The sequence below is a fragment of the Stenotrophomonas maltophilia genome (assembly GCF_001676385.1).
GTDB lineage: Bacteria > Pseudomonadota > Gammaproteobacteria > Xanthomonadales > Xanthomonadaceae > Stenotrophomonas > Stenotrophomonas maltophilia_J.
Genome location: NZ_LYVJ01000002.1, coordinates 49,127 through 70,255 on the forward strand (window position 1 = coordinate 49,127; position 21,129 = coordinate 70,255).

General features: G+C 67.9%; 14 protein-coding genes, 3 tRNA genes and 1 pseudogene. 7 read left to right on the top strand and 11 right to left on the bottom strand.

Annotated features, from left to right (window positions below):
- Positions 1 to 303: 303 nt before the first annotated feature.
- The 3 genes from A9K58_RS02590 to A9K58_RS02600 form a co-directional block, all read right to left on the bottom strand.
- Positions 304 to 3,330 carry a ligand-binding sensor domain-containing diguanylate cyclase gene (locus tag A9K58_RS02590; protein WP_065197854.1) on the bottom strand — a complete coding sequence of 1,009 codons (3,027 nt, stop codon included), beginning with the start codon at positions 3,328 to 3,330 and terminating at the stop codon, positions 304 to 306.
- Positions 3,331 to 3,506: 176 nt separating this feature from the next.
- The gene (locus A9K58_RS02595; protein ID WP_065197855.1) at positions 3,507 to 4,916 is read right to left on the bottom strand and encodes an ATP-binding protein; all 1,410 of its coding nucleotides are present in this window, start codon (positions 4,914 to 4,916) and stop codon (positions 3,507 to 3,509) included.
- 6 nt (positions 4,917 to 4,922) lie between these two features.
- Positions 4,923 to 5,651, bottom strand: a complete 729-nt coding sequence (locus tag A9K58_RS02600) for a response regulator (protein ID WP_065197856.1) — start codon at positions 5,649 to 5,651, stop codon at positions 4,923 to 4,925.
- Positions 5,652 to 5,855: 204 nt separating this feature from the next.
- Between A9K58_RS02600 and A9K58_RS02605 the strand changes: the two genes are divergently transcribed.
- The 3 genes from A9K58_RS02605 to A9K58_RS02615 are packed head-to-tail and all read left to right on the top strand — an operon-like array spanning position 5,856 to position 10,485.
- Complete coding sequence (locus tag A9K58_RS02605) at positions 5,856 to 7,097, top strand: efflux RND transporter periplasmic adaptor subunit (RefSeq protein ID WP_065197857.1); 1,242 nt, start codon at positions 5,856 to 5,858, stop codon at positions 7,095 to 7,097.
- Entirely contained in the window at positions 7,094 to 9,049 is a 1,956-nt protein-coding gene (locus tag A9K58_RS02610) for a MacB family efflux pump subunit (RefSeq protein WP_065197858.1), read from the top strand. The genes A9K58_RS02605 and A9K58_RS02610 overlap by 4 nt, the downstream gene beginning before the upstream one ends.
- Entirely contained in the window at positions 9,046 to 10,485 is a 1,440-nt protein-coding gene (locus tag A9K58_RS02615) for a TolC family protein (protein WP_065197859.1), read from the top strand. The genes A9K58_RS02610 and A9K58_RS02615 overlap by 4 nt, the downstream gene beginning before the upstream one ends.
- 95 nt (positions 10,486 to 10,580) lie before the next feature.
- On the opposite strand, the gene rlmB is transcribed toward A9K58_RS02615, so the two are convergent.
- The 3 genes and pseudogenes from rlmB to rnr form a co-directional block, all read right to left on the bottom strand.
- The gene (rlmB, locus tag A9K58_RS02620; protein ID WP_065197860.1) at positions 10,581 to 11,324 is read right to left on the bottom strand and encodes a 23S rRNA (guanosine(2251)-2'-O)-methyltransferase RlmB; all 744 of its coding nucleotides are present in this window, start codon (positions 11,322 to 11,324) and stop codon (positions 10,581 to 10,583) included.
- 158 nt (positions 11,325 to 11,482) lie between these two features.
- Entirely contained in the window at positions 11,483 to 11,965 is a 483-nt protein-coding gene (locus A9K58_RS02625; protein ID WP_065197861.1) for a GFA family protein, read from the bottom strand.
- Between the two features lie 80 nt (positions 11,966 to 12,045).
- A pseudogene (rnr, locus tag A9K58_RS02630) lies at positions 12,046 to 14,612 on the bottom strand (ribonuclease R).
- A 23-nt stretch (positions 14,613 to 14,635) separates the two neighbouring features.
- Between rnr and A9K58_RS02635 the strand changes: the two are divergent.
- Positions 14,636 to 14,720, top strand: a tRNA-Leu gene (locus A9K58_RS02635).
- 55 nt (positions 14,721 to 14,775) lie between these two features.
- On the opposite strand, the gene A9K58_RS02640 is transcribed toward A9K58_RS02635, so the two are convergent.
- Together A9K58_RS02640 and A9K58_RS02645 are read right to left on the bottom strand one after the other, a co-directional pair.
- Positions 14,776 to 15,126 (bottom strand): cupin domain-containing protein, encoded by a 351-nt coding sequence (locus tag A9K58_RS02640; RefSeq protein ID WP_231109240.1) that lies wholly within the window; start codon positions 15,124 to 15,126, stop codon positions 14,776 to 14,778.
- Between the two features lie 112 nt (positions 15,127 to 15,238).
- Positions 15,239 to 16,063, bottom strand: coding sequence for an AraC family transcriptional regulator (locus A9K58_RS02645; RefSeq protein ID WP_065197864.1), 825 nt, complete (start codon positions 16,061 to 16,063; stop codon positions 15,239 to 15,241).
- A 121-nt stretch (positions 16,064 to 16,184) separates the two neighbouring features.
- Here A9K58_RS02645 and A9K58_RS02650 point away from each other — a divergent pair.
- A tRNA-Leu gene (locus A9K58_RS02650) sits at positions 16,185 to 16,269 on the top strand.
- A 56-nt stretch (positions 16,270 to 16,325) separates the two neighbouring features.
- Here the strand turns inward: A9K58_RS02650 and A9K58_RS02655 are convergent.
- Positions 16,326 to 17,072: a sulfite exporter TauE/SafE family protein gene (locus A9K58_RS02655; protein WP_065197865.1), complete on the bottom strand. Its 747-nt coding sequence runs from the start codon at positions 17,070 to 17,072 to the stop codon at positions 16,326 to 16,328.
- Between the two features lie 99 nt (positions 17,073 to 17,171).
- On the opposite strand from A9K58_RS02655, the gene A9K58_RS02660 reads away from it, so the two are divergent.
- Positions 17,172 to 18,071, top strand: a complete 900-nt coding sequence (locus tag A9K58_RS02660) for a LysR family transcriptional regulator (RefSeq protein WP_065197866.1) — start codon at positions 17,172 to 17,174, stop codon at positions 18,069 to 18,071.
- A 50-nt stretch (positions 18,072 to 18,121) separates the two neighbouring features.
- Positions 18,122 to 18,206: transfer RNA gene (locus tag A9K58_RS02665), tRNA-Leu, on the top strand.
- 144 nt (positions 18,207 to 18,350) lie between these two features.
- On the opposite strand, the gene emrB is transcribed toward A9K58_RS02665, so the two are convergent.
- Complete coding sequence (gene emrB / locus A9K58_RS02670; RefSeq protein ID WP_065197867.1) at positions 18,351 to 19,937, bottom strand: multidrug efflux MFS transporter permease subunit EmrB; 1,587 nt, start codon at positions 19,935 to 19,937, stop codon at positions 18,351 to 18,353.
- Positions 19,938 to 19,944: 7 nt separating this feature from the next.
- Positions 19,945 to 21,123 carry a multidrug efflux MFS transporter periplasmic adaptor subunit EmrA gene (gene emrA, locus A9K58_RS02675; RefSeq protein ID WP_065197868.1) on the bottom strand — a complete coding sequence of 393 codons (1,179 nt, stop codon included), beginning with the start codon at positions 21,121 to 21,123 and terminating at the stop codon, positions 19,945 to 19,947.
- Positions 21,124 to 21,129: the final 6 nt, after the last annotated feature.

The window sequence follows — 21,129 nt, forward strand, 5'->3', positions numbered from 1 at the left end:
CCTCGTGGCGGGCTGACAGCGATTCCTGGTAGGGCCGGGCGGGTGGACTGCGCAGGGGGCGCTGCAAGTACATCCCTGTAAGCTCGGTCGCCGCATCCATGCGGCTCACGCCCCTGCGCAGCCCACCCGCCCGGCCACGGACAGTTTCCAGCGAGCGCCACGGAAAGATCAGACAAAGCGGGAGCAACAGCGGGTCGCTGCGCTCGTTGGGCTGCCGATCACCTCTGTGGTGGATCACTTCCCTGGTGGGCGCCGACCGTTGGTACGGCAACACCAGCAGATCCACGCCGTGCGTGGATGCGATCAACCAATGCTCGTGCGGTCGCGTCCGTCGCTCTTGGCACGATACAGCGCGCGGTCGGCGCGCTGGTACAGCAGTGCCGGCGTGCGATCATCCGCAGCCAGCTCGACCAGGCCGGCACTGAAGGTCACGCGCAGCCCATCGATGCCGGCCCAGTCGGTGTGGTCGTGGAACAGGCCGCGCAGGCGCGCGCACAGCTGCGCGGCTTCCTCGAGGCGGGTGTCGTTGAGCAGCAGCGCGAATTCCTCGCCACCGGTACGCGCCGGCAGGTCCGAATCACGGCTGGCCGCCGCAATCAGCGTTGCCACCTGGACCAGGACGGCGTCGCCGACGCTGTGGCTGTAGCGATCGTTGACGTCCTTGAAACGATCGATATCCAGCACCACCAGGCACAGCGGGTGGCCGCTGCGTTGCGAGCGGGCGAAATCGCGCGCCAACGTTTCGTCGAAGGCGCGGCGGTTGGCCAGGCCCGTGAGGGCATCTTCGCGCGCCTGCCGTTCGAAGGCCTCGGCCTGCCGCGCCAGGCGCTCGGCCAGCTCGGTCTTCTCCTCGTTCAGCGCCTGCAGGTGCACGGTCTTGGCCTGCAGGTCGAAGGTCGCCTCGTCCACGCGCCGCGCCAGGCGCAGGTTGCTGGCCTGCAACTGCTGCAGCAGGAGGCGGTACAGCACGACCAGTCCCACCAGCAGCAACAGCCCGCCCAGCACCTGCACGCTGCGTCGCTGCCACCAGAATGGCTCCACGGTAAAGCTCCAGATCGCTTCCTGCTGGCCCCAGCTGCCGCCCGGATGGGCAGCGGCCACGTGCAGCGTGTAGTCGCCCGGCGGCAGGCCGACGAATTCAACACTGCGCTGCGGGCCGCGCTCGACCCAACCGGCATCCAGCCCATCCAGTCGCGTTCGATAGCGGATGCGGTCGGACATCAGGTAGCTGAGGCCGACATAGCTGACCGACAGCCGGCGCCCCCCCGCAATGTGGTTGCGCTCGGATCCTTCCCAGTGCACGGGTGCGCCATCCACCTGCACGCTTTCGATCGCCGCCGGCGGCGAAGGGCGTTCGCGGAAACGCTGCAGGCGCTTCGGGTCGACCATGCTCAGGCCACCGGCGGTGACCACCCAGAAGGTACCGTCCTGGCGCAGGATCGCCGACGGGCCCGAGCTGCCGTTGGCCTGCGCGTTGGCCATGCCGTCGATCTCGTTGTAACGCTCCACCACCACCCGTGGCACGCGGCCATCGGCTGCCGCGTTGAGCGCCGCCATGTCGGTGCGCAATACGCCGCGGTTGCTGCTGATCCACACGTTTCCAAGCCTGTCCGGCACCAGTTGGAACACCGCGTCCACCGGCATCCCCTGCTCCAGCCCGACCCGCGCAAGCGTGCCGTCCTGCCAACGATAGAGGCCGCGGTCACTGCTGATCCACATCGCGCCGCCCACCTGATGGAAACCGAACACGCTGCGGCCGCCACCGAGGGGCGCCAGGTCGATCGACTGCACCCGGCCGCCGCGCAGCACGCGGATGCCCTCGATGGTGCCGATCCACAGGTTGCCCCGCGGGTCATGTTCGAGCGCGGTGATCAGGCCACCCGGCATGCCCGGCACGCTCGAGACCTGGACCCGGTCGCCGTCGATGCGCACCACGCCCTTCTGCGTGCCGGCCCAGACCACGCCCTGTGGATCGACGCTGATCGCGCGGATGTTGCCACCGGGCATGCCGTCGGCCGCAGCGTAGGCGTGGCGCAGGCGGCCATCCCGGCCGAGGCGGTAGACACCGTCGCCGAAGGTGCCCACCCACAGGTCGCCATCCGGTCCCTGCGCCAGGCTGAGGACCGACGGTGCCTTGCCGCCGCGATTGTGCAGCGGCACCGCACGGAAGCGGCCATCCGGCGTCTGCAGGTCGAGGCCGCTGGCGCTGCCGACCCACAGCTGCCCGTCGCGGTCCTCGAACACGGTGCGCACATAGTCGCCACTGAGCCCGTCACGCTCGGTGTAGCTGCTGAACAGCGTTTCACGCAGGCGGTACAGGCCGCCGTTGGCGCCGACCCAGATGCTGCCTTCGGCGTCCTCGCGCAGGCTCACCACGCGCCCGCCCGGCAGGTTCAGGCCGGCCGGCAACCGCTCCAGTCCATGCGAAGAGATGCGCAGCAGGCCCTGGTTCTCGGTGCCCAGCCACAGGTCGCCGTGGCGGTCCTGCAACATCGACGTCATGTGCAGCTGGCCCGGCAGGCGGTGCACCAGCACCAGCCTGTCGCCCTCCAGGCGGTACAGGCGCTCGCCGGCGACGATCCACAGCGTGCCGTCCGGCGCCCGGTATGGCCAAGACAGGCCGCTGCCGGCGCCCAGGCCCCATGCCGCCGGCGCGCGCTTGAGCACGCCGTCGTTGTCGCGCAGTACCAGCCCGTCGAGCGTTCCGATCCAGACCCGGTCCTGCGCATCGACCGCCAGCTTGGTGAAGCTCATGGCCATCGGCAGTTCGGGCGCGGGCGCCTGGTAGGCAATGCCCCTGTCCGGCAGCAGGTAGCCGATGCCCTTGCCTTCGTACAGCAGCCACAGGCGGCCCTGGCTGTCCATCTGCATGGACTGGATCAGTACCTGCGGGGTATCGGCCCGGTGTTCCCAGACCCGCCATTGGCCGTCGCTGCCCCGGTGGCTGACGTTGCCACGCGAATCGCTGATCCACAGGCCGCCCTGGCGATCGACGAACAGTGCACCGATGCCGTTGTCGCGCAGGCCTGGCCGCGTGCTGCGGTCAAACACGGTGAAATCCAGCCCGTTGTAACGGACCAGCCCTTCCCAGGTGGCGAACCACAAATGCCCTTCCGGCGTCTGTGCGATGTCGCGCAACGAGTTGTGCGGCAGGCCATTGCGCGAGGTCCATACGTCGATGGCGTAATCGCGCAGCGGCGGTGCCCCCTCCTGTGCTGCCAGCGGCAGGGCCATCGCCAGCATCAGCCACAGCAGGCCCAGCCGCAGCGCGCGGGCCAGTCCTGGCCCACGGCGCTCCCGCCCACGCCGGTCGCCCCCCTGCCCGCCCATCAGCGCAGCGGTGGCAGCCAGGTGCGGCCGGCCAGGCCGGCAGCGTGCGGGTACAACCGGGCAGCGCGGGACGGCATGCCTGCGGGAATGGGCTGACTCATCGTGGGGAGGCTGGGGAGGTGCGCAGATGATAGGCGAAAGCCCTTCTCTGGCGTCACCATGACAGGGGGAAGGGCTCAGCCCGCCCGGCCCGGTGGCATGACCTGGGCGCTGGCCGGCCACTGCACCACGGCCTCAAGGCCGCCCTCGGCCCGGTTGCGCAGCCACAGCCGGGCGCCGTCCTTCTCGGCCAGTGCACGGGCGATGGTCAGGCCGAGACCCGCGCCCCCGGTCGCGCGCGAGCGTGACGTCTCCACCCGCACGAACGGATCAAACACCGCCTCCAGCTGCTCGTCTGCCAGGCCCGGACCGTCGTCGGCCACCGTCACGGTAATCGCGCCGCCACTGCGTTGCACCCGCACCCGTGCGCGATGGGCGTACATCACCGCGTTGTCCACCAGGTTGGAAAACAAGCGGTGCATGGCCAGCGGGCGCAACATCAGCACCGCCCCGGTCCCGCCTTCGAAGACCACGTCGCCCCCCCCCTCGGCGGTGTCCTCGACGATGCTCTCCAGCAGCGAGTCCAGGTCCAGCGCGGCGCGCTGCTCGGCGCTTTCGGCGCTGCGGGCCAGTTCCAGGCCTTCGCGCACCAGCGCCTGCATGGCCGCCAGATCACCGATCAGGCGCTCGCGCAGCGCTTCGTCGCTGACATTCTCCAGGCGCAGGCGGAGCCGGGTCAGCGGGGTCTGCAGGTCATGGGTGATCGCCGCCAGCATCTGCGTGCGCTCGGCCAGGTGCCGCTGCAGGCGGTGCTGCATGGCGTTGAAGGCTTCCGCGGCACGCTGCACTTCGCGTGGGCCGCGCAGTGGCAGCGGGGCCCGCTGCAGGTCGTCACCGAGATCCTCGGCGGCGGCGGCCAGTTCCTGCAGGGGCGCACTGGCGATGCGCGCAACGATGTAGGCCAGCACCGCAATGGCCAGCACCAGCAGGGTCAGGAACCAGGGGTCCACGGCAAGAATGCCGTTATGCGCCACGGCCGGTGAGTCCAGCGCCAGCTTCAGCAGCGTACCGTCGTTGAGGGTCACGTCGACCGCCCGGCACTTGGGCGGGATGAACGCCGGATCACGCTCGCGCGGGGGCTTGCGGAATCCGGGCGGTGGCGGGGGCAGCAGTTCCTGCAGCCGGGGAATGCAGGAGCGGAACGAGGTGAAGTGCACGTGCGCGCGAGATACCGGGCCGGGCCGGTCTTCCAGCACTTCCATCAGGGCCGTGTCGGCCCGCCCAAGCCGTGCACCGGGCTCCAGCGCACGCACGCTCGGACCGCCGATCTCGAGCAGGCGCTCGCGCAGCTCCGGGTTGCCATCAAGCAGATTCACATAGCCCTGCAGGCGGTCGGCGATGCGATTGAGGTTCTGCCGCTCGAACTCCTGCTGCCGCTTGGAGGTGGCCAGCATGGTCGCACCGATCGCGGCCACGCTCATGCCCAGCAGCAGGATCACGAACAGCCGCCCGACCATCGAGGACAGGAAATGGCGCAGGCGCTTCATCGCGGCTTATTCGAGACTGACCGACGAGGCCAGTACGTAGCCTTCGTTGCGGACGGTCTTGATCAGTCCGTCCGGGCCGCCGTCGTCGCCCAGCTTGTTGCGCAGGCGGCTGACCTGCAGGTCGATCGCACGGTCCTGCGCCTCATAGTTGCGGCCACTGCTGAGGGCCACCAGCTGCTCGCGCGACAGCACCTTGTTGGCATGGGCGACGAATACCCGCAGCAGGCGGAATTCGGCACCGGACAACACCACCACGCGGTCGTCCGGATCCACCAGATGGCGATGCTCCAGGTCGAACACCCAGCGCGAGAAGCGCGCACGGCGCACCGCCAGTGGCTCCAGGTTGGCCGGCAGCGCCTCGGTCCGGCGCAGCACGTTGCGGATGCGGGCGAGCAGCTCGCGCGGCTCGAACGGCTTGGCCAGGTAATCATCGGCGCCCATTTCCAGGCCCAGCACGCGGTCGATCGGCTCGGCGCGCGCGGTCAGCATGATCACCGGCGTATTCGAGCGCGCGCGCAGGTCGCGGCACAATGTCAGGCCATCCTCGCGCGGCAGGTTGAGGTCGAGCACGATCAGGTCGACGTGCTCACGGTCCAGCAGCTGGCGCATGGCCGTCCCGTCCGCGGCCATGCTCACCTGGTAGCCGGCCCGGCCAAGCTGTTCCGCCAGCAGGGTACGGATGTCGTTGTCGTCGTCGACAATCAGCAGTCGATGCATCGGGGTTTCGGTCTCCATGTCGCAATCATCCCGTGTCGGCCGCTGAACCGCATCCGGGGCAATACGTACCAGTGTATCCACCCGACAACCGGATACCTGTGGTTACGCGCATTTGCCGACAGTGTTACACAGGGACACACCCCGAGGATTGAGCCGCCCGCCGCCCGGTCTTCACAATGCCCGCCAACGCCGCAGCAGCGGCCCCGAGAGTGAAGCCACGACGTGACATTCCGCCTGTTGCCCGCGACCCGCCGGAGTCGCCTGATCCTGCTCGCCCTGCCCGCCCTGGTCGTCGCCGCGGCGGCCTGGTGGTGGCTGCGCAAGCCCGAGGCACCGGCCCTGGCAACCACGCCGGTCAGCCGCGGTGACATCGAGCAGACCGTGGAAGCCACCGGCGTGATTGATGCCTACAAGCTGGTCAGCGTCGGTGCGCAGGCCTCCGGCCAGATCAGGTCGCTGAAAGTCCAGCTGGGCGATACCGTGAAGGAAGGCGACCTGATCGCCGAAATCGACGCCACCACCCAGCAGAACCAGGTGCTCAATGCCCAGGCCGCGCTCGACCAGGTCAGCGCCCAGCGCGCCGTGCAGCAGGCCACCCTGCGCCAGGCCGAACTGGAATTCGCGCGCCAGCAGCAGATGCTGGCCGCCGAAGCGACATCGCGCCAGGAATACGATGCTGCCGAGGCCCAGCTGAAGACTGCGCGTGCCCAGCTGCAGTCCTACGAGGCACAGATCAAGGGCCGCCAGACCGAACTGGGGACCGCTCGCGCCAACCTGGCCTACACCCGCATCACCGCACCGATGGACGGCACCGTGGTGGCGGTGGTGGCCGAGGAAGGACGTACCGTGAATGCCAACCAGACCGCACCGACCATTGTCATGCTGGCGCGGCTGGACGTGGTCACCGTCAACGCCGAGATCTCCGAGGCCGACGTGGTCAAGATCAAGCCCGGCATGCCGGTCTATTTCACCACTTTGGGCGACCCGGACCGCAAGTACCACGCCACCCTGCGGCAGATCAATCCCGCGCCCGCGTCGATCGCCAGCGAGAGCACGTCCGGCTCCAGCGGTTCGTCCGGCTCCAGCTCCAGCAGTGCGGTCTACTACAACGCACTGTTCGATGTGGAAAACCCGGATGGCACCCTGCGCATTGACATGACCGCGCAGGTCTCGGTGCTGCTGAACCAGGCCAGGGCGGCACTGCTGGTGCCGTCGGTGGCGCTGGGCCCGAAGACACGTGATGGCGGGCACGTCGTGCGCGTGGTCGACGCGAACGGCCAGCCGCAGCCGCGCACGGTGAAAGTCGGCATCAACAACGGTGCCTCGGCCGAAATCGTTTCGGGCCTGGAAGAAGGCGAGCGCGTGGTGGTCGGCGAAGCCACCGCCGGCGCAGCCCACCCCGGCGGCAGCCGGGGCGGCATGCCGGTGCGGGTCGGTGGCCCGGGCATGGGCCCGCGGCGATGAGCATGGCGCCACTGCTGCGCCTGCGCGACCTGCGCCGCGAGTTCCCGGCCGGTGAGGACGTGATCGCCGTGCTGCGCGACGTCAATCTCGACATCCACGCTGGCGAGATGCTGGCCATCGTCGGCCAGTCCGGCTCCGGCAAGTCGACGCTGATGAACATCCTCGGCTGCCTCGATCGTCCCACCCGTGGCAGCTACCGGGTGGCCGGCCGTGAAACCGGAAAGATGGAGCCGGACGAACTGGCTGAACTGCGCCGCGAGCATTTCGGTTTCATTTTCCAGCGCTACCACCTGCTGGGCGACCTGGATGCGCGCGGCAACGTAGAGGTGCCGGCGGTATACGCCGGCAGCCCGGGCGCAGTGCGCAACGCCCGCGCCGAACAGCTGCTGAGGCGGCTGGGCCTGGGCGACCGCATGCATCACAAGCCGGGCCAGCTGTCAGGCGGCCAGCAGCAGCGCGTATCGATCGCACGGGCGCTGATGAACGGTGGCGAGGTGATCCTGGCCGACGAACCGACCGGCGCACTCGACACGAAATCCGGCGAGGAAGTGATGGCGATTCTCGGCGAGCTGCATGCCGAAGGCCACACCGTCATCATCGTCACCCACGACATGAGCGTGGCCGAGCACGCACAGCGCATCATCGAGATCCGCGACGGCGAGATCATTGCCGACCGCGCCAACCCGAACGCACCGGCCTATCGCGCCCAGCGCGATGCCAGCACCGGCGTCGCCCGCGGCAACAGCTGGCGCGCCGCCCGCGACCGCTTCACCGAAGCGTTCCGCATGGCCCTGCTGGCGATGAACGCACATCGGCTGCGCACCTTCCTGACCATGCTCGGCATCATCATCGGCATCGCCTCGGTGGTCTCGGTGGTCGCGCTGGGCAATGGATCGCAGCAGCAGATCCTGCAGAACATCAGTGCGCTCGGCACCAACACCATCGACGTCTATCCAGGCCGCGGTTTTGGCGACATGCGCTCGGCACGGGTGCAGACGCTGAAGGCCGGCGATGCCGACGCCCTGGCCAGGCAGAGCTACGTGGACAGCGCCACCCCCAGCGTATCGACCTCGGTGACCGCGCGTTACCGCAACCAGTCCGCCACCGCCCAGGTCAGCGGCGTCGGCGAGCAGTTCTTCCGGGTCAAGGGCGTGACCCTGCTCAGCGGCAGCTACTTCGATGCCGATGCGGTGAAAGCCCTGGGCCAGGTGGCGGTGATCGACGAGAACACCCAGGCCCAGTTCTTCCCCGGTGCCGATCCGGTCGGCCAGGTGATCCTGCTCGGCAACGTGCCGGCACGGGTGGTCGGCGTCGCCAAGCGCCAGAGCTTCGGTTTCGGCGGCAGCACCAACCTCAACGTGTGGGTGCCGTACACCACGGTGATGTCGCGCATGCTCGGCCAGCGCCACGTCTCCAGCATCACCGTGCGCGTGGACGATGACACGCCGATGGATGCGGCGCAGGAAGCAATCACCCGGCTGCTCACCCTGCGCCACGGCAGCGAGGACTTCTTCCTCAGCAACAGTGCCGAGATCCGCCAGACCATCGAGCAGACCACGCGCACGATGACCCTGCTGATCGGTGCCATCGCGGCCATCGCGCTGCTGGTCGGCGGCATCGGCGTGATGAACATCATGCTGGTGTCGGTGACCGAGCGCACCCGCGAGATCGGCGTGCGCATGGCCGTGGGCGCGCGGCAGGGTGATATCCGCCAGCAGTTCCTGATCGAAGCGGTGCTGGTGTGCCTGATCGGTGGCATGCTCGGCATTGGCCTGGCCCTGCTGCTGGGCTCGATGATCGGCCGCTTCTCCAGCGACTTCCAGGTATTGTTCTCCACCGCCTCGATCATCGCTGCGTTCGCCTGCTCGACCCTGATCGGGGTGGCGTTCGGCTTCCTGCCGGCGCGCAACGCCGCGCAGCTCGACCCGGTGGAGGCGCTGGCCCGCGAATGAAGATGATGACCCGACTCCCCTTCCCTGCTCCGTTGCGCCAGTTGCTGGCGGGTGCTGTGCTGCTCGCCCTGTCCGGCTGCGCTTCGGTCGGCCGCTATCCGGTGCAGGAACCCAGCGTGGCAGCCCGCTACGGGCGAGGCGACGCCATGCTCAACGCCCCCGTGGGCGAACCACGCAGCAGCCTGGACACAGCGGGCCGCGACATCCGCCAGGACCGCTGGTGGACCGGCTTCGCCGATGAACGCCTGGACCGCCTGGTGGCGCAGGCGCTGGCCGCCAACAGCGATCTGGCGGCCGCCGGCCTGGCCGTGCAGCGTTCGCGCCTGCAGGCCGGCCTGGCCAGCAACGCCTTGTGGCCGCAGCCTTCGTCCTCCGGCGTGAGCGGCAGCGCCAGCCGCGCCACCGACCAGTCTGACGACTGGCGCCGCAGCTACTCCACCGGCGTCTCGCTGGGCTGGGAAGTGGATCTGTGGGGCCGCCTGCGCACCCAGCGCGACATCGCCCGCTGGGAAGCCGAGGCCAGCGAGGAGGATCGGCAGAACACCGCATTGCTGGTGATCGGCGACGCCATCACCCAGTACTGGAACCTGGCCTACCTCAACCAGGCGATCGCCACTGGCCAAGCCAACCTGGAGCGCCTGGAACGTACCCGTCAGCTGGTGCAGGCGCGCTTCGATGCCGGTGCGGCGTCGCGCCTGGAAGTGCGCCAGGCGCTGCAGAACCTGCAGTCGCAGCGTTCCTCGCAGAGTGCACTGGAGCAGCAGCGGGTGGAGGTACGCAATGCACTGACCGTGCTGCTGGACGGCACGCCCTGGCCGCAGCAGGACGAGCCGCAGGACCTGCTGGGCGCACGCAGCCCAGGCATCGCCGAAGGCCTGCCGGCCGACCTGCTCGGTCGCCGGCCCGACCTGCGCGCGGCCGAACTGCGCCTGCGCAACAGCCTGAAGACCATCAAGGTCACCGCCACCCAGTACTACCCGGCGCTGAGCCTGACCGGCAGCCTGGGTTCCAGCGCGACCTCGCTGGGCGATGTGCTGCGCAACCCGGTGGCCACGCTGGGGGCCGGCCTGTCACTGCCGTTCCTCAACCTGCAGCGCGCGCAGCTGGATACCGATATCGCCGGCACCAGCTATCAGATCGCCGCGACCAACTTCCGCAAGACGCTGTATACCGCGCTGTCGGAAGTGGACAACGCACTGTCGGCACGCGAGCAGCTGGCACGCCAGGTGGCCGCCTCGCAGGCTTCGTACGATGAAGCAGTGGAAGTGGAGCGCGCGCAGGAGGTGCGTTACCGGGTGGGTGCCACCGACCTGCGTACCTGGCTGGAAGCGCAGCAGACGCGGCGCGAGGCCGAGCTGTCCCTGGCGCGCGTTCGCCAGAGCCAGCTGAACAACGATGTGACCCTGTTCAAGGCGCTGGGCGGCAGCGCCGGGTAGCGACTTCTGTAGAGCCGAGCCCATGCTCGGCTGCTTTCTTGATCGGGTATTGGATAGCCGAGCGTGGGCTCGGCTCTACAGGGGCTGGGGCCCGATCAACCGCGCTGGCGCACGGCCTCGAACAGGCTGACGCCGGCCGCGACGGATACGTTCAGGCTCTCGATCTCACCCGGCATCGGGATCTTGACCAGGCCATCGCAGTTCTCGCGGGTCAGGCGGCGCAGGCCGTCGGCTTCTCCACCCAGCACCAGGGCGATGTTGCCCTTCAGATCCAGGTCGTAAAGCGAAGCCGTGGCTTCGCCGGCCAGGCCGTAGATCCACACGCCCTGCTTCTGCAGGTCCTTCAGGCAGCGCGACAGGTTGGTCACCGCCACCACCGGGATGCGGTCGGCGGCACCGGCCGAGGTCTTGCGCACGGTCGCGTTCACCGTGGCCGACTTGTCCTTCGGAATGATCACTGCGGTCGCACCGGCAGCAGCGGCCGAGCGCAGGCAGGCGCCGAGGTTGTGCGGATCCTGGACCTCGTCCAGTACCAGCAGCAGGGCCTTGCCCTCGGCCGCGGTGACCAGGCCTTCCAGTTCGTTCTCGCTGTAGGTGCGGGCAGCAGCGTAGCGCGCCGCCACGCCCTGGTGGCGCACCGCACCACCGACACCGTCCAGCGCCTGGCTGTTCACCTTGCGCACGTCGATGCCCTTGCGGCGGGCATTTTCCTCGATCTCGGTCAGGCGCGGGTTCTTCGCGCCCGCCTCCACCAGAACTTCACGGACGTTCTCTGCGTCGTTCTCGATGGAGGAGGCGACGGCGTTCACGCCGACGATCCACTGGCTGTTCTTGCTCATGCGGGCGGGGACCGGAAAGGGGGTGGCTATGGTAGAGCATCGGCGGACCGGGCGCTGCGGCCTGCCTCCTGTGGATCCAGGCCCATGCGCGGCCGGCGGGCGCCGATGAAGCCTGCCCCCCCAGGGCAGCCGAGCGTGGGCTCGGCTCTACAGTTGCGTTACCGGCTGCGTGGCGGCCAATGCGGCGTGTCGTGGTCGGGGTGCTGGTGGGACACGATCGTGGCCAGGAACTGCGACGCCGCGATGTCCTCCTCGGTACGCCGTGCCGGCAGGCTGGCCAGCGTATCGACGAACGGCAGCTTGCGCTCCACGCCATACTGGATCGTCGGCGGCAATCGTCCGGGTTCGTCGAAGGCGCCGGCCGCGACGGCCATGCCATCCGGGGCCTCGTAGGTCAGCGGCGTACCGCAGTCAGCGCAGAATCCACGCCGTACCACGTTGGAGGACTGGAAGTAGCGCGGCTGGCCCCGGGTCCAGCTGAACTGCGCACCACGCACCGACACCAGCGGCGCGTAATAGGCACCGAACGCCTTCTGGCACATCCGGCAGTGACAGATCGAACTGTGCGTCAGTTTCCCGCGCGCCTGGAAACGGATCGCGCCGCACTGGCAGCCGCCGCTGAACTCGAGTTGGCCCTGCATGGTGGACTCCTCCGTAACGTCGTGTCGACCCAGGTCGACACCTACCGGGTGAGGTGGGTGCCGACCGTGGGTTGGCATACCTATCGATATGGCTTTTTCGTGCGCTTGGCCGGCTTGCCACGCTCGGGCAACGGCGGCAGGCCGTCACCGTCTTCCTCTCCCTTGTGCTCGACCAGGCGGAAGTCGATCTTGCGCTCTTCCATGCTGGCCTTCAGCACCAGGATCCGCACCCGGTCACCCAGCCGGTAGCTGGCACCACGGCGTTCGCCGGTCAGGGTCTTGCGCGTGGCATCGAACGAATAGTAATCGTGCGGCAACTGGGTCACGTGGACCAGGCCCTGCACCTTCGAGTCATCCAGCTCGACGAACAGGCCAAAGCTGGTCACGCCGCTGATGACGCCGTCGAACTGGCCGCCCACGTGCTTTTCCATCCACGCCGCGCGGTAGCGCTCATCGACCTCGCGCTCGGCTTCATCGGCACGGCGCTCGCGCTCGGAGCACTGCAGTGCCAGAGCGGCCATCTCGCGGGCGTTGTAGGTGAACTTGTCCAGTGGCTTGCCGGACAGCGCATGCTTGATCGCGCGGTGTACCAGCAGGTCGGGGTAACGGCGGATCGGCGAGGTGAAGTGCGCGTACGCCTCCAGCGCCAGGCCAAAGTGGCCGTGGTTGTCCGGGCTGTAGATCGCCAGGCTCTGGCTGCGCAGCAGCACCGACTCCAGCAGCGTGGCATCGGGGCGGTCACGGATCTTCTTCAGCAGCTTGGTGTAATCGCCCGGGCGCACTTTCGACCACGGCGGCAGGCTCAGCTTGAACTCCTTGAGGAATTCGAGCAGGTCGGCGTACTTGGTTTCCGGTGGTTTCTCGTGGATGCGGTACGGCGCCGGCACGTGGCGCGACAGCAGGTACTTCGCCGCCTCGACGTTGGCCGCGATCATGCATTCCTCGATCAGCTTGTGCGCGTCGTTGCGCACCAGCATGCCGGCCTGGGTGACTTCACCGCGGTTGTCCAGCACGAAGCGCACTTCGCTGCTTTCGAACTCGATGGCACCGCGCTTGGCACGTGCCTTGGACAGCACCTTGTACAGCTGGTGCAGGCGCTGCACCTGCGGCAGCAGGCCGCCCATCCAGGCCTTGGTATCGGCATCGTCCTCGCCCACCGCCTTCCACACCTGGGTGTAGGTCAGGCGCGCGTGCGAGTTCATCACCGCTTCGTAGAAGCGCGAATGCGTGACCACGCCATCGCGGTCGATCTGCATGTCGCAGACGAAACACATGCGGTCAACCTTCGGCATCAGCGAGCAGATGCCGTTGGACAGCGTCTCCGGCAACATCGGCACCACGAAGCCCGGGAAATACACCGAAGTGGCGCGCTTCTGCGCCTCTTCGTCCAGCGGCGTGCCGGGCCGGACGTAGTTGGAGACATCGGCAATCGCCACCACCAGCCGGAAGCCATCGGCGTTCGGCTCGCAGTACACCGCGTCATCGAAGTCTTTGGCGTCTTCGCCGTCGATGGTGACCAGCGGCGTGCTTCGCAGGTCGACGCGGCCACCGATCATCGCCGGCTCGACCACCAGCGGTACCGAGGCGGCTTCGTCCAGCACCTCCTGCGGGAACTCGAACGGCAGCTCGTGGCCGTGGATGGCGGTCTCCACCACCAGCGAGGCGGTCAGCTTGTCGCCGAGCACCGCGATGATGCGGCCGATCGGCGGGCGGCGGCTGTCTGGCGCCTGGGTCAGTTCGCAGACCACCAGCTGGCCGTCGCGCGCACCACCGGTCTGGTCCGGCGGCACCTGCACGTTGCGCTGCACGCGCTTGTCGTCGGGCACCACGTAGTTGATGCCCATCTCGACGCTGAAGCGACCGATCAGACGAGTCATGCCGCGCTCCAGCACGCGGGCGATGCTGCCTTCGCGGCGGCCACGGTGGTCGATGCCGGTCACCCGGGCCAGCACCTTGTCACCGTGCATGACCTTGCGCATTTCATACGGCGGCAGGAACAGGTCGTCGCCACCCTCGACCGGGCGCAGGAAGCCGAACCCTTCCGGGTTGGCAATGACCACGCCGGTGACCAGGTTCAGGGCCTGGATCGGGGCGAAGCCGCCACGGCGGTTCTGCACCAGCTGGCCATCGCGGACCATGGCGCCGAGCCGGCGCGACAGCGCCTCGGCCCGGTCCGGCGCAGTCAAGCCAAGGCGCGCGCCCAGTTCCTCGGCGGTCTGCGGCCCTTCGCACCGTTCCAGCAGGGTCAGGATGGCCTCGCGGCTGGCAATGGGCTGTTCATACTTTTCGGCCTCACGGGCGGCATAGGGATCGTCGATCACCTTGCCGGCCGGAGGCAGCTTGCGGCCCGGGGCCGGGCCCGGTGCCTCGGCGCTGCGGTTGCGGCCGCCACGCGGCGCTGCGCCGCCCTCATTCAATTCGGGGAACCAGCCCGGCAGCGGCTTGCCCGGCTGGGTGGTGCGGGCTGCGCCCGCCTTGTTCCCCTTCTTCGGGGCTTGGCTGCGGGACGTGCCCCCGCCCTTGCTTGGTTTTTTGGTAGTCATCGCCCTACATGGTAGCCGGTGAGGGCGTGCAGAACGGGTCAGCAGTCTCATCAAGGCAGCATGTGAAAAAAAACCAGGAAGTCGTTGACAGCCTGCGGATTCATCTTCACAATTGCGCCTCTGGAACGCCCAGGTGGCGGAATTGGTAGACGCACTAGTTTCAGGTACTAGCGGGTAAAACCGTGGAGGTTCGAGTCCTCTCCTGGGCACCACACTTGAAGAAACCCCTGAGCGATCAGGGGTTTTTTGTTGCCCGCGCCACCGGCCTCAGATCCACACATCATTCCTGGCGGTACGGTCGCCGACGGCATCCCCCGTGTTGAGCACGCCACGGGGCTCGATCAGCATCAACTGCACCTCCTCCTCGGCACACGTCCTGTGCTCGACGCCCCGTGGCACGACATAGAGCTCGCCCGGTCCCACCACAACATGCTCCTGGCGCATTTCGATGCGCAGCCGGCCGGCAATGACAAGGAAGGCTTCGTCCGTCGCTGCATGGGCATGCCAGACGAATTCGCCCTGCAGGCGCACGACCTTGAACTGGTAATCGTTCATCTCGGCGATTACCCGGGGCGACCATTGCTCGGTCAGCAGGGCGAACTTGTCGGCAACGTTCACCGGGCGACGGCCCGGAGGCGGGAAGTGAAGGTCCATGCGGAGGCTCTGCGCTCTTGAAGGGATCGCCAGTTTCCGGGCCCGGCCACCCGGCCTCTTGCACGATCGTGCAGCCTCAGTCGCCCCACACCGTCGCACCGGTTCGCTGCAACCAGCGCCCCGGTGCGACTCCGTAGGCCGCGACGAACTGTCGCGTCATGTGGCTCTGGTCGAAGAAGCCGGCATCCAGCGCCGCGGAAGCGAGCGTCCTCCCTTCCAGCAGGTGTGCACGCACCTGGTCGAGCCTGCGCAGAATGAGGAAGCGATAGGGGCTGGTGCCCAGGACAGCGCGAAAATCGCGGCTCAGCTGCCAACGATCCATGCCGCTGGCATGCGCCAGCTGCTCAAGCGTCTTCGGCCTGCCGAGACCATCCAGCATGTACTCGCGCGCACGCGCCACGCCGGCAACGTCCGGCGCACTCTTCCGCAGGCGATGCCCAGCGGCGGCAACGAGACTGCGCGCCAGATCGTAAAGCCCGTCGGCCTCCTCAAGCGGGTCCAGCCCGCCATCCAACCGCGCCAGCAGGGCAACGATCGACGCGCGCAGGCGGGGATCGCGCGACACTGCTCCCTCGATGAACGGAAGCACGGTGCCGCCCAGCACCTGCTGCATCTGCCACGGCGAAACATACGCCATGCGATAGCGGAAGCCCTCTGCGGTACCGGCGTGGCCGTCATGCAGTTCGTCGGGATGAAGGACCAGCACCGTCCCCGGCAATCCATGCCTCTGGCTGCGCCGGTAGCGGAAGCTCTGTACCCCTGAGACCGTGTAGCCGACCGCATAGGTATCGTGGCGGTGCGGGGTATAGCCATGGCCACGGAAGAAGGCTTCGAAGCGCTCAATGGCTTCGGTGCTGCGGCCGCGACGCACCCAGTCGTGGGAAGTGGATGGATCATTCATCTGCAATCTGGCACGGCGGCCTTCCCTGTCACGCGGACCCCAACGGTCCCGGCTTCCACCCTACCGGCTTTCCCAGGTGTTGACACCGCTCTGGCCGCACCCCATAATCTCGCTCCTCGACGCCCAGGTGGCGGAATTGGTAGACGCACTAGTTTCAGGTACTAGCGGGTAAAACCGTGGAGGTTCGAGTCCTCTCCTGGGCACCACGTCGAGAATGAGAAGAACCCGCGGAAGCGGGTTTTTTCATGCCCGCAATCCGGCATCAGACCAGCGGCCGCAGCACCAGTTCCAGCCCAAGCAGCAGCAGGAACCCAAGGAAACAGGCGCGGAACACCCGCGCACTGATCCGCTGCCGGATCACCTGCCCCAGCCACATGCCGAGCAGCGCAGGCAGCACCGCCAGCGCACTCAGCCCCAACTGCTGGATGCCGAATGCGCCATGCGCGACCAGGCCTGCCGTAAGCGAAATCGTCGACACGGTGAACGCCAACCCGAGCGCCTGCACCAACTCTTCGCGCGGCAACCCCAGCGACTGCAGGTACGGCACGGCCGGCATCACGAACACGCCGGTGGCTCCGGTCACCACACCGGACAGCGCCCCCACCAGCGGCCCCAGCCAGCGCTCGCGTCGCTGCGGCACGCGGAACACCGGCGCGAGCAGCGCATAGGCCGCATAGGCGACCAGCGCCAGGCCCAGTGCCACGCGCGACGCGGTGCGATCGACCCGCACCAGCAGCGCTGCCGAACCCAGCGTCACCACCACCACGGCCAGCATCATCGGCCACAACCGACGCACGATGTGGCCCAGCGATGGCCCGGACAGCAGTTGCCATGCATTGGTGACGAAGGTCGGAATGAACAGCATCGAGGCGGCCGCCACCGGCGAAAGCGCCCCACCCAGCAGCCCCATCGCCACCGTCGGCAGCCCCATGCCGGTCACGCCCTTGACCACACCGGCCAGCACGAACACCACCACCAGCAGCCCATAGAAGTACATCGATTCGCTCATGCCGTCATTGGATCGGGAAGCCCGCCGGCGCACAATGCGGTCTTCCCGCCCATGCCTTCGGCGGATCCGAAGGCCACGACGCTGCGATGAGGGCACGACATGCGGATGGACATCGCCGACCTGCGCCTGTTCCTGGCCATCGCCGACGCCGGCAGCATCACCGCGGGCGCAGCGCGGGCGAACCTGGCACTGGGTTCTGCCAGCGAGCGCCTGCGCACGATCGAGGCGGATGCCGGCACCCCATTGTTGAACCGGCATCCGCGTGGGGTCAGCCTGACCGAAGCCGGTGCCGCCCTCGCCCACCATGCGCGGTTGATCCTGCAGCAGCAGGCGCAGTTGCGCGACGAACTGCAGGCGTTCGCGCATGGCGCGCGTGGCACCCTGCACCTGTATGCCAACACCGCGGCACTGACCCATTATCTACCCTCGCGGCTGGCGCCCTGGCTGGCCGCGCGCCCGCGCCTGCATGTCGAGCTGCTGGAACGCACCAGTCCCGAGATCGTGCGTGCGATCAGCGGCGGCCAGGCCGAGGCCGGCATCATCAGTGATGCGGTCGCGGCCGACGGCCTGGAGCAGCACGTGGTCGCCGAAGACCCGCTGGTCATGCTGCTGCCGTCCAGCCATCGCTTCGCGTCGCGGCGCACGCTGGCCTTCGCGGACATCGCGGGCGACGCCTTCGTTGCATTGGCCGATGGCAATGCACTGCAGGCCTATATCGGGGACCAGGCCCGCATCATCGGCCGCCGCCTCGACGTGCGCATCCGCATGAAGACCTTCGAAGGGGTCTGCATCATGGTCGGCCACGGCATCGGCGTCGGCATCGTGCCGCGTACCATCGCCCGCCAGCATCGGCGCAGCACCCAGGCCGTTGCCGTGCCGCTCGCCGATGCGTGGGCGCAACGCCGTTTGTGCGCCTGTTTCGGCGACTGGGCACAACTGTCGCCGGCGATGCGCAGCCTGCTGCAGCACCTGGGCGTGCGGCCGCACGGAAAAGCGTGAAATGTTGTTGACACACTGCCGCCGGTAGCCCAGAATTTCTCTCCTGAGTCGCCCAGGTGGCGGAATTGGTAGACGCACTAGTTTCAGGTACTAGCGGGTAAAACCGTGGAGGTTCGAGTCCTCTCCTGGGCACCACGACTCAAGATGATCAAACCCGCGAAAGCGGGTTTTTTCGTTTCCGGGACCGGGTAACGCCGGCCATGCCCGGCGAGCGCAGCGCAATGCACTCACAGAAACCCCGCCTTGCGGCGGGGCTTCTGCATTCGGCTGCATGTTCGATCAGTGCCCGCCGCCGGCAGCCGCGCCAGCGCCTGCACCGAAGGGCGGCTTGGCCAGCCACAGGAAGGTGATGATCGCCAGGAAGATCCAGCCCAGCAGGAAGAAGATGTCGTTGAAGCCCATCTGCGATGCCTGGTGGTTGATCATGTTGTTCAGCACCGCTGCGCCGTGCTGCAAGTCGCCCTGCCCCATGGCGGCCACCTGATCCTGCATGCCCGGCTGGTAGGCAGAGATGTGCTCGGTCAGGTCGGCATGATGCACCTGGGTACGCCGTGCCCACAGCCAGGTCGTCAGCGATGCAGCGAAACTACCCCCCAGCGTGCGCAGGAAGGTGGCCAGGCCGGAGCCCGCCGCGATCTCGCGGCCATCCAGGTCCGACAGCAGGATCTGCAGCACCGGCATGAAGAACAGCGCAACACCGATACCCATGATCAGCTGCACGCCGGCAACGTGCATGTAGTCCACCTGCAGGTTGAAGTTCGAGCGCAGGAAACTGGTCAGCGACAGCACGACGAACGCGATCGTGGCCAGCATGCGCATGTCGAAGCGCGACGCATACTTGCCCACGAACGGGGTCATGATCACTGGCAGGATGCCGATCGGCGCCGTCGCCAGACCCGCCCAGATCGCGGTGTAGCCCATGTCACGCTGCAACCACTGCGGGATCAGCAGGGCCACGCTGAAGAACGCCGCATAGGCCACCACCATCGCCAGCGTACCGGCGCGGAAGTTGCGATGGCGGAACAGCTTCAGGTCGACGATCGGATCCTTGTCGGTCAGCTCCCAGATCAGGAACACCGTCAGCGTGACCACCGCCACGCAGGCCAGCACCACGATCTTCGTCGACGCGAACCAGTCCTCGTCGTTGCCCAGGTCGAGCACCAGCTGCAGGGCACCGACGCCGATCACCAGGGTGACCAGGCCGATGTAGTCCATCTTCGGCTTCTCGATCTGTTCCGGGCGCCCCTTCAACTGGTTGCCGACCACCAGCGCGGCGAAGATGCCCAAGGGGACGTTGATCAGGAAGATCCATTCCCAGCTGTAGTTGTCGGTGATCCAGCCGCCGAGGATGGGGCCGCAGATCGGCGCCACCACCGTGATCATCGCCAGCAGCGCCAAGGCCTGCCCGCGTTTCTCGCGGGGATAGATCGAGACCAGCAGCGACTGCGTGATCGGGTACATCGGGCCGGCCACGAACCCCTGCAGCGCCCGCGACACCACCAGCATGCCCATGCTCTGCGCCAGGCCGCACAACAGCGAGGTGATGACGAAGGCCAGCGTGGCCCAGACGAACAGCTTGCGTTCGCCGAAGCGGCGGCTGAGCCAGCCGGTCAGCGGCAGCGCGATGGCCGTGCTGACCGCGAACGAGGTGATGACCCAGGTCGCCTGCTGCGAACTGGCACCGAGGTTACCGGCGATGGTCGGCAGCGAGACGTTGGCGATGGTGGTGTCGAGCACCTGCATGAACGACGCCATCGCCAGGCCCACGGTGCACAGGGCCACGCTGGGTGGCAGGAACCCGGAGGCCGCACCCGGCGCCGCCGGTGCGCCCGGAGCGCCGGGCGCGGCTGGAGCTTGTGCGGACATGGCGACCTCAGCCCACCTTCGCCTGCTGCGGCAGGTTGCCCTGGATGATCGTATGGATCACCTCGTCGGCATCATGCAGCTGCTTGGCGTACACATCGGTGTCGAACACCGTGCCCTTGGCCGGCGCGCTGGGCAGCACTTCGCCCTTCTGGTCGCGCAGGCTCACTTCAGCCTTCATCGACAGGCCGATGCGCAACGGGTGCTCGGCCAGCTGCTTGGGGTCGATGGCGATGCGCACCGGTACACGCTGCACGATCTTGATCCAGTTGCCGCTGGCGTTCTGCGCCGGCAACAGCGAGAACGCCGAACCGGTGCCCAGGCCCAGGCTCTGGATGCGGCCCTTGTACTTCACGTCGCCGGCGTACAGGTCCGACTTCAGTTCCACTTCCTGGCCCAGGCGCATGTGGCGCAGCTGGGTTTCCTTGAAGTTGGCCTCGACCCACATCTGCTCGGTCGGCACCACGGCCATCAGCGCATTGCCCGGCTGCACGCGCTGGCCGACCTGCACCGAACGACGGGCGACGTAGCCGCTGACCGGTGCGACGATGCCGGCGCGGGCGTTGTTGAGGAAGGCCTGGCGCAGCTGCGCAGCAGCGGCCTGCACATCCGGCTGGGTGGCGATCACAGTGTCGTCGACCAGCGCACGGTTGCGCTCGACGGTCTCGCGCGAACCGGCCACGGCCGCTTCCGCGGCGGCCAGCTCATCGCGGGCGTGAGCCAGTTCTTCGTTGGAGATCGCACCGGTGGCGGCCAGGTCCTTGCGGCGGGCGTAGTCTTCGCGCACGCGCTTCAGAGTCACCTGGCGGGCATTCAGGTCGGCCTGCGCACCTTCCACGCTGCGGTACAGGCCGCGGGTCTGGCGCACCGTCTTGGCCAGGTTGGCTTCGGCCTGCTGCAGTGCCACTGCGGTATCGGACGGGTCCAGCTGCACCAGCAGCTGGCCGCGCTCCACGCGCATGCCGTCATCGGCGTTGATGGCGACCACGGTACCGGCCACCAGCGGGGTGATCTGCACCTGGTTGCCCTGCACGTAGGCATCGTCGGTCTCTTCGAACCAACGGCCGAACATGAAGTACCACAGCGCCAGTGCGGCAAGCAGCAGCACGACGATCACGAACAGGCCGCGCAGCAGGTGGCCGCGGCGGTTGGGGGCGGCCGGGGCCGCAGTGTCTTGGGTCTGGCTCATGGCGGA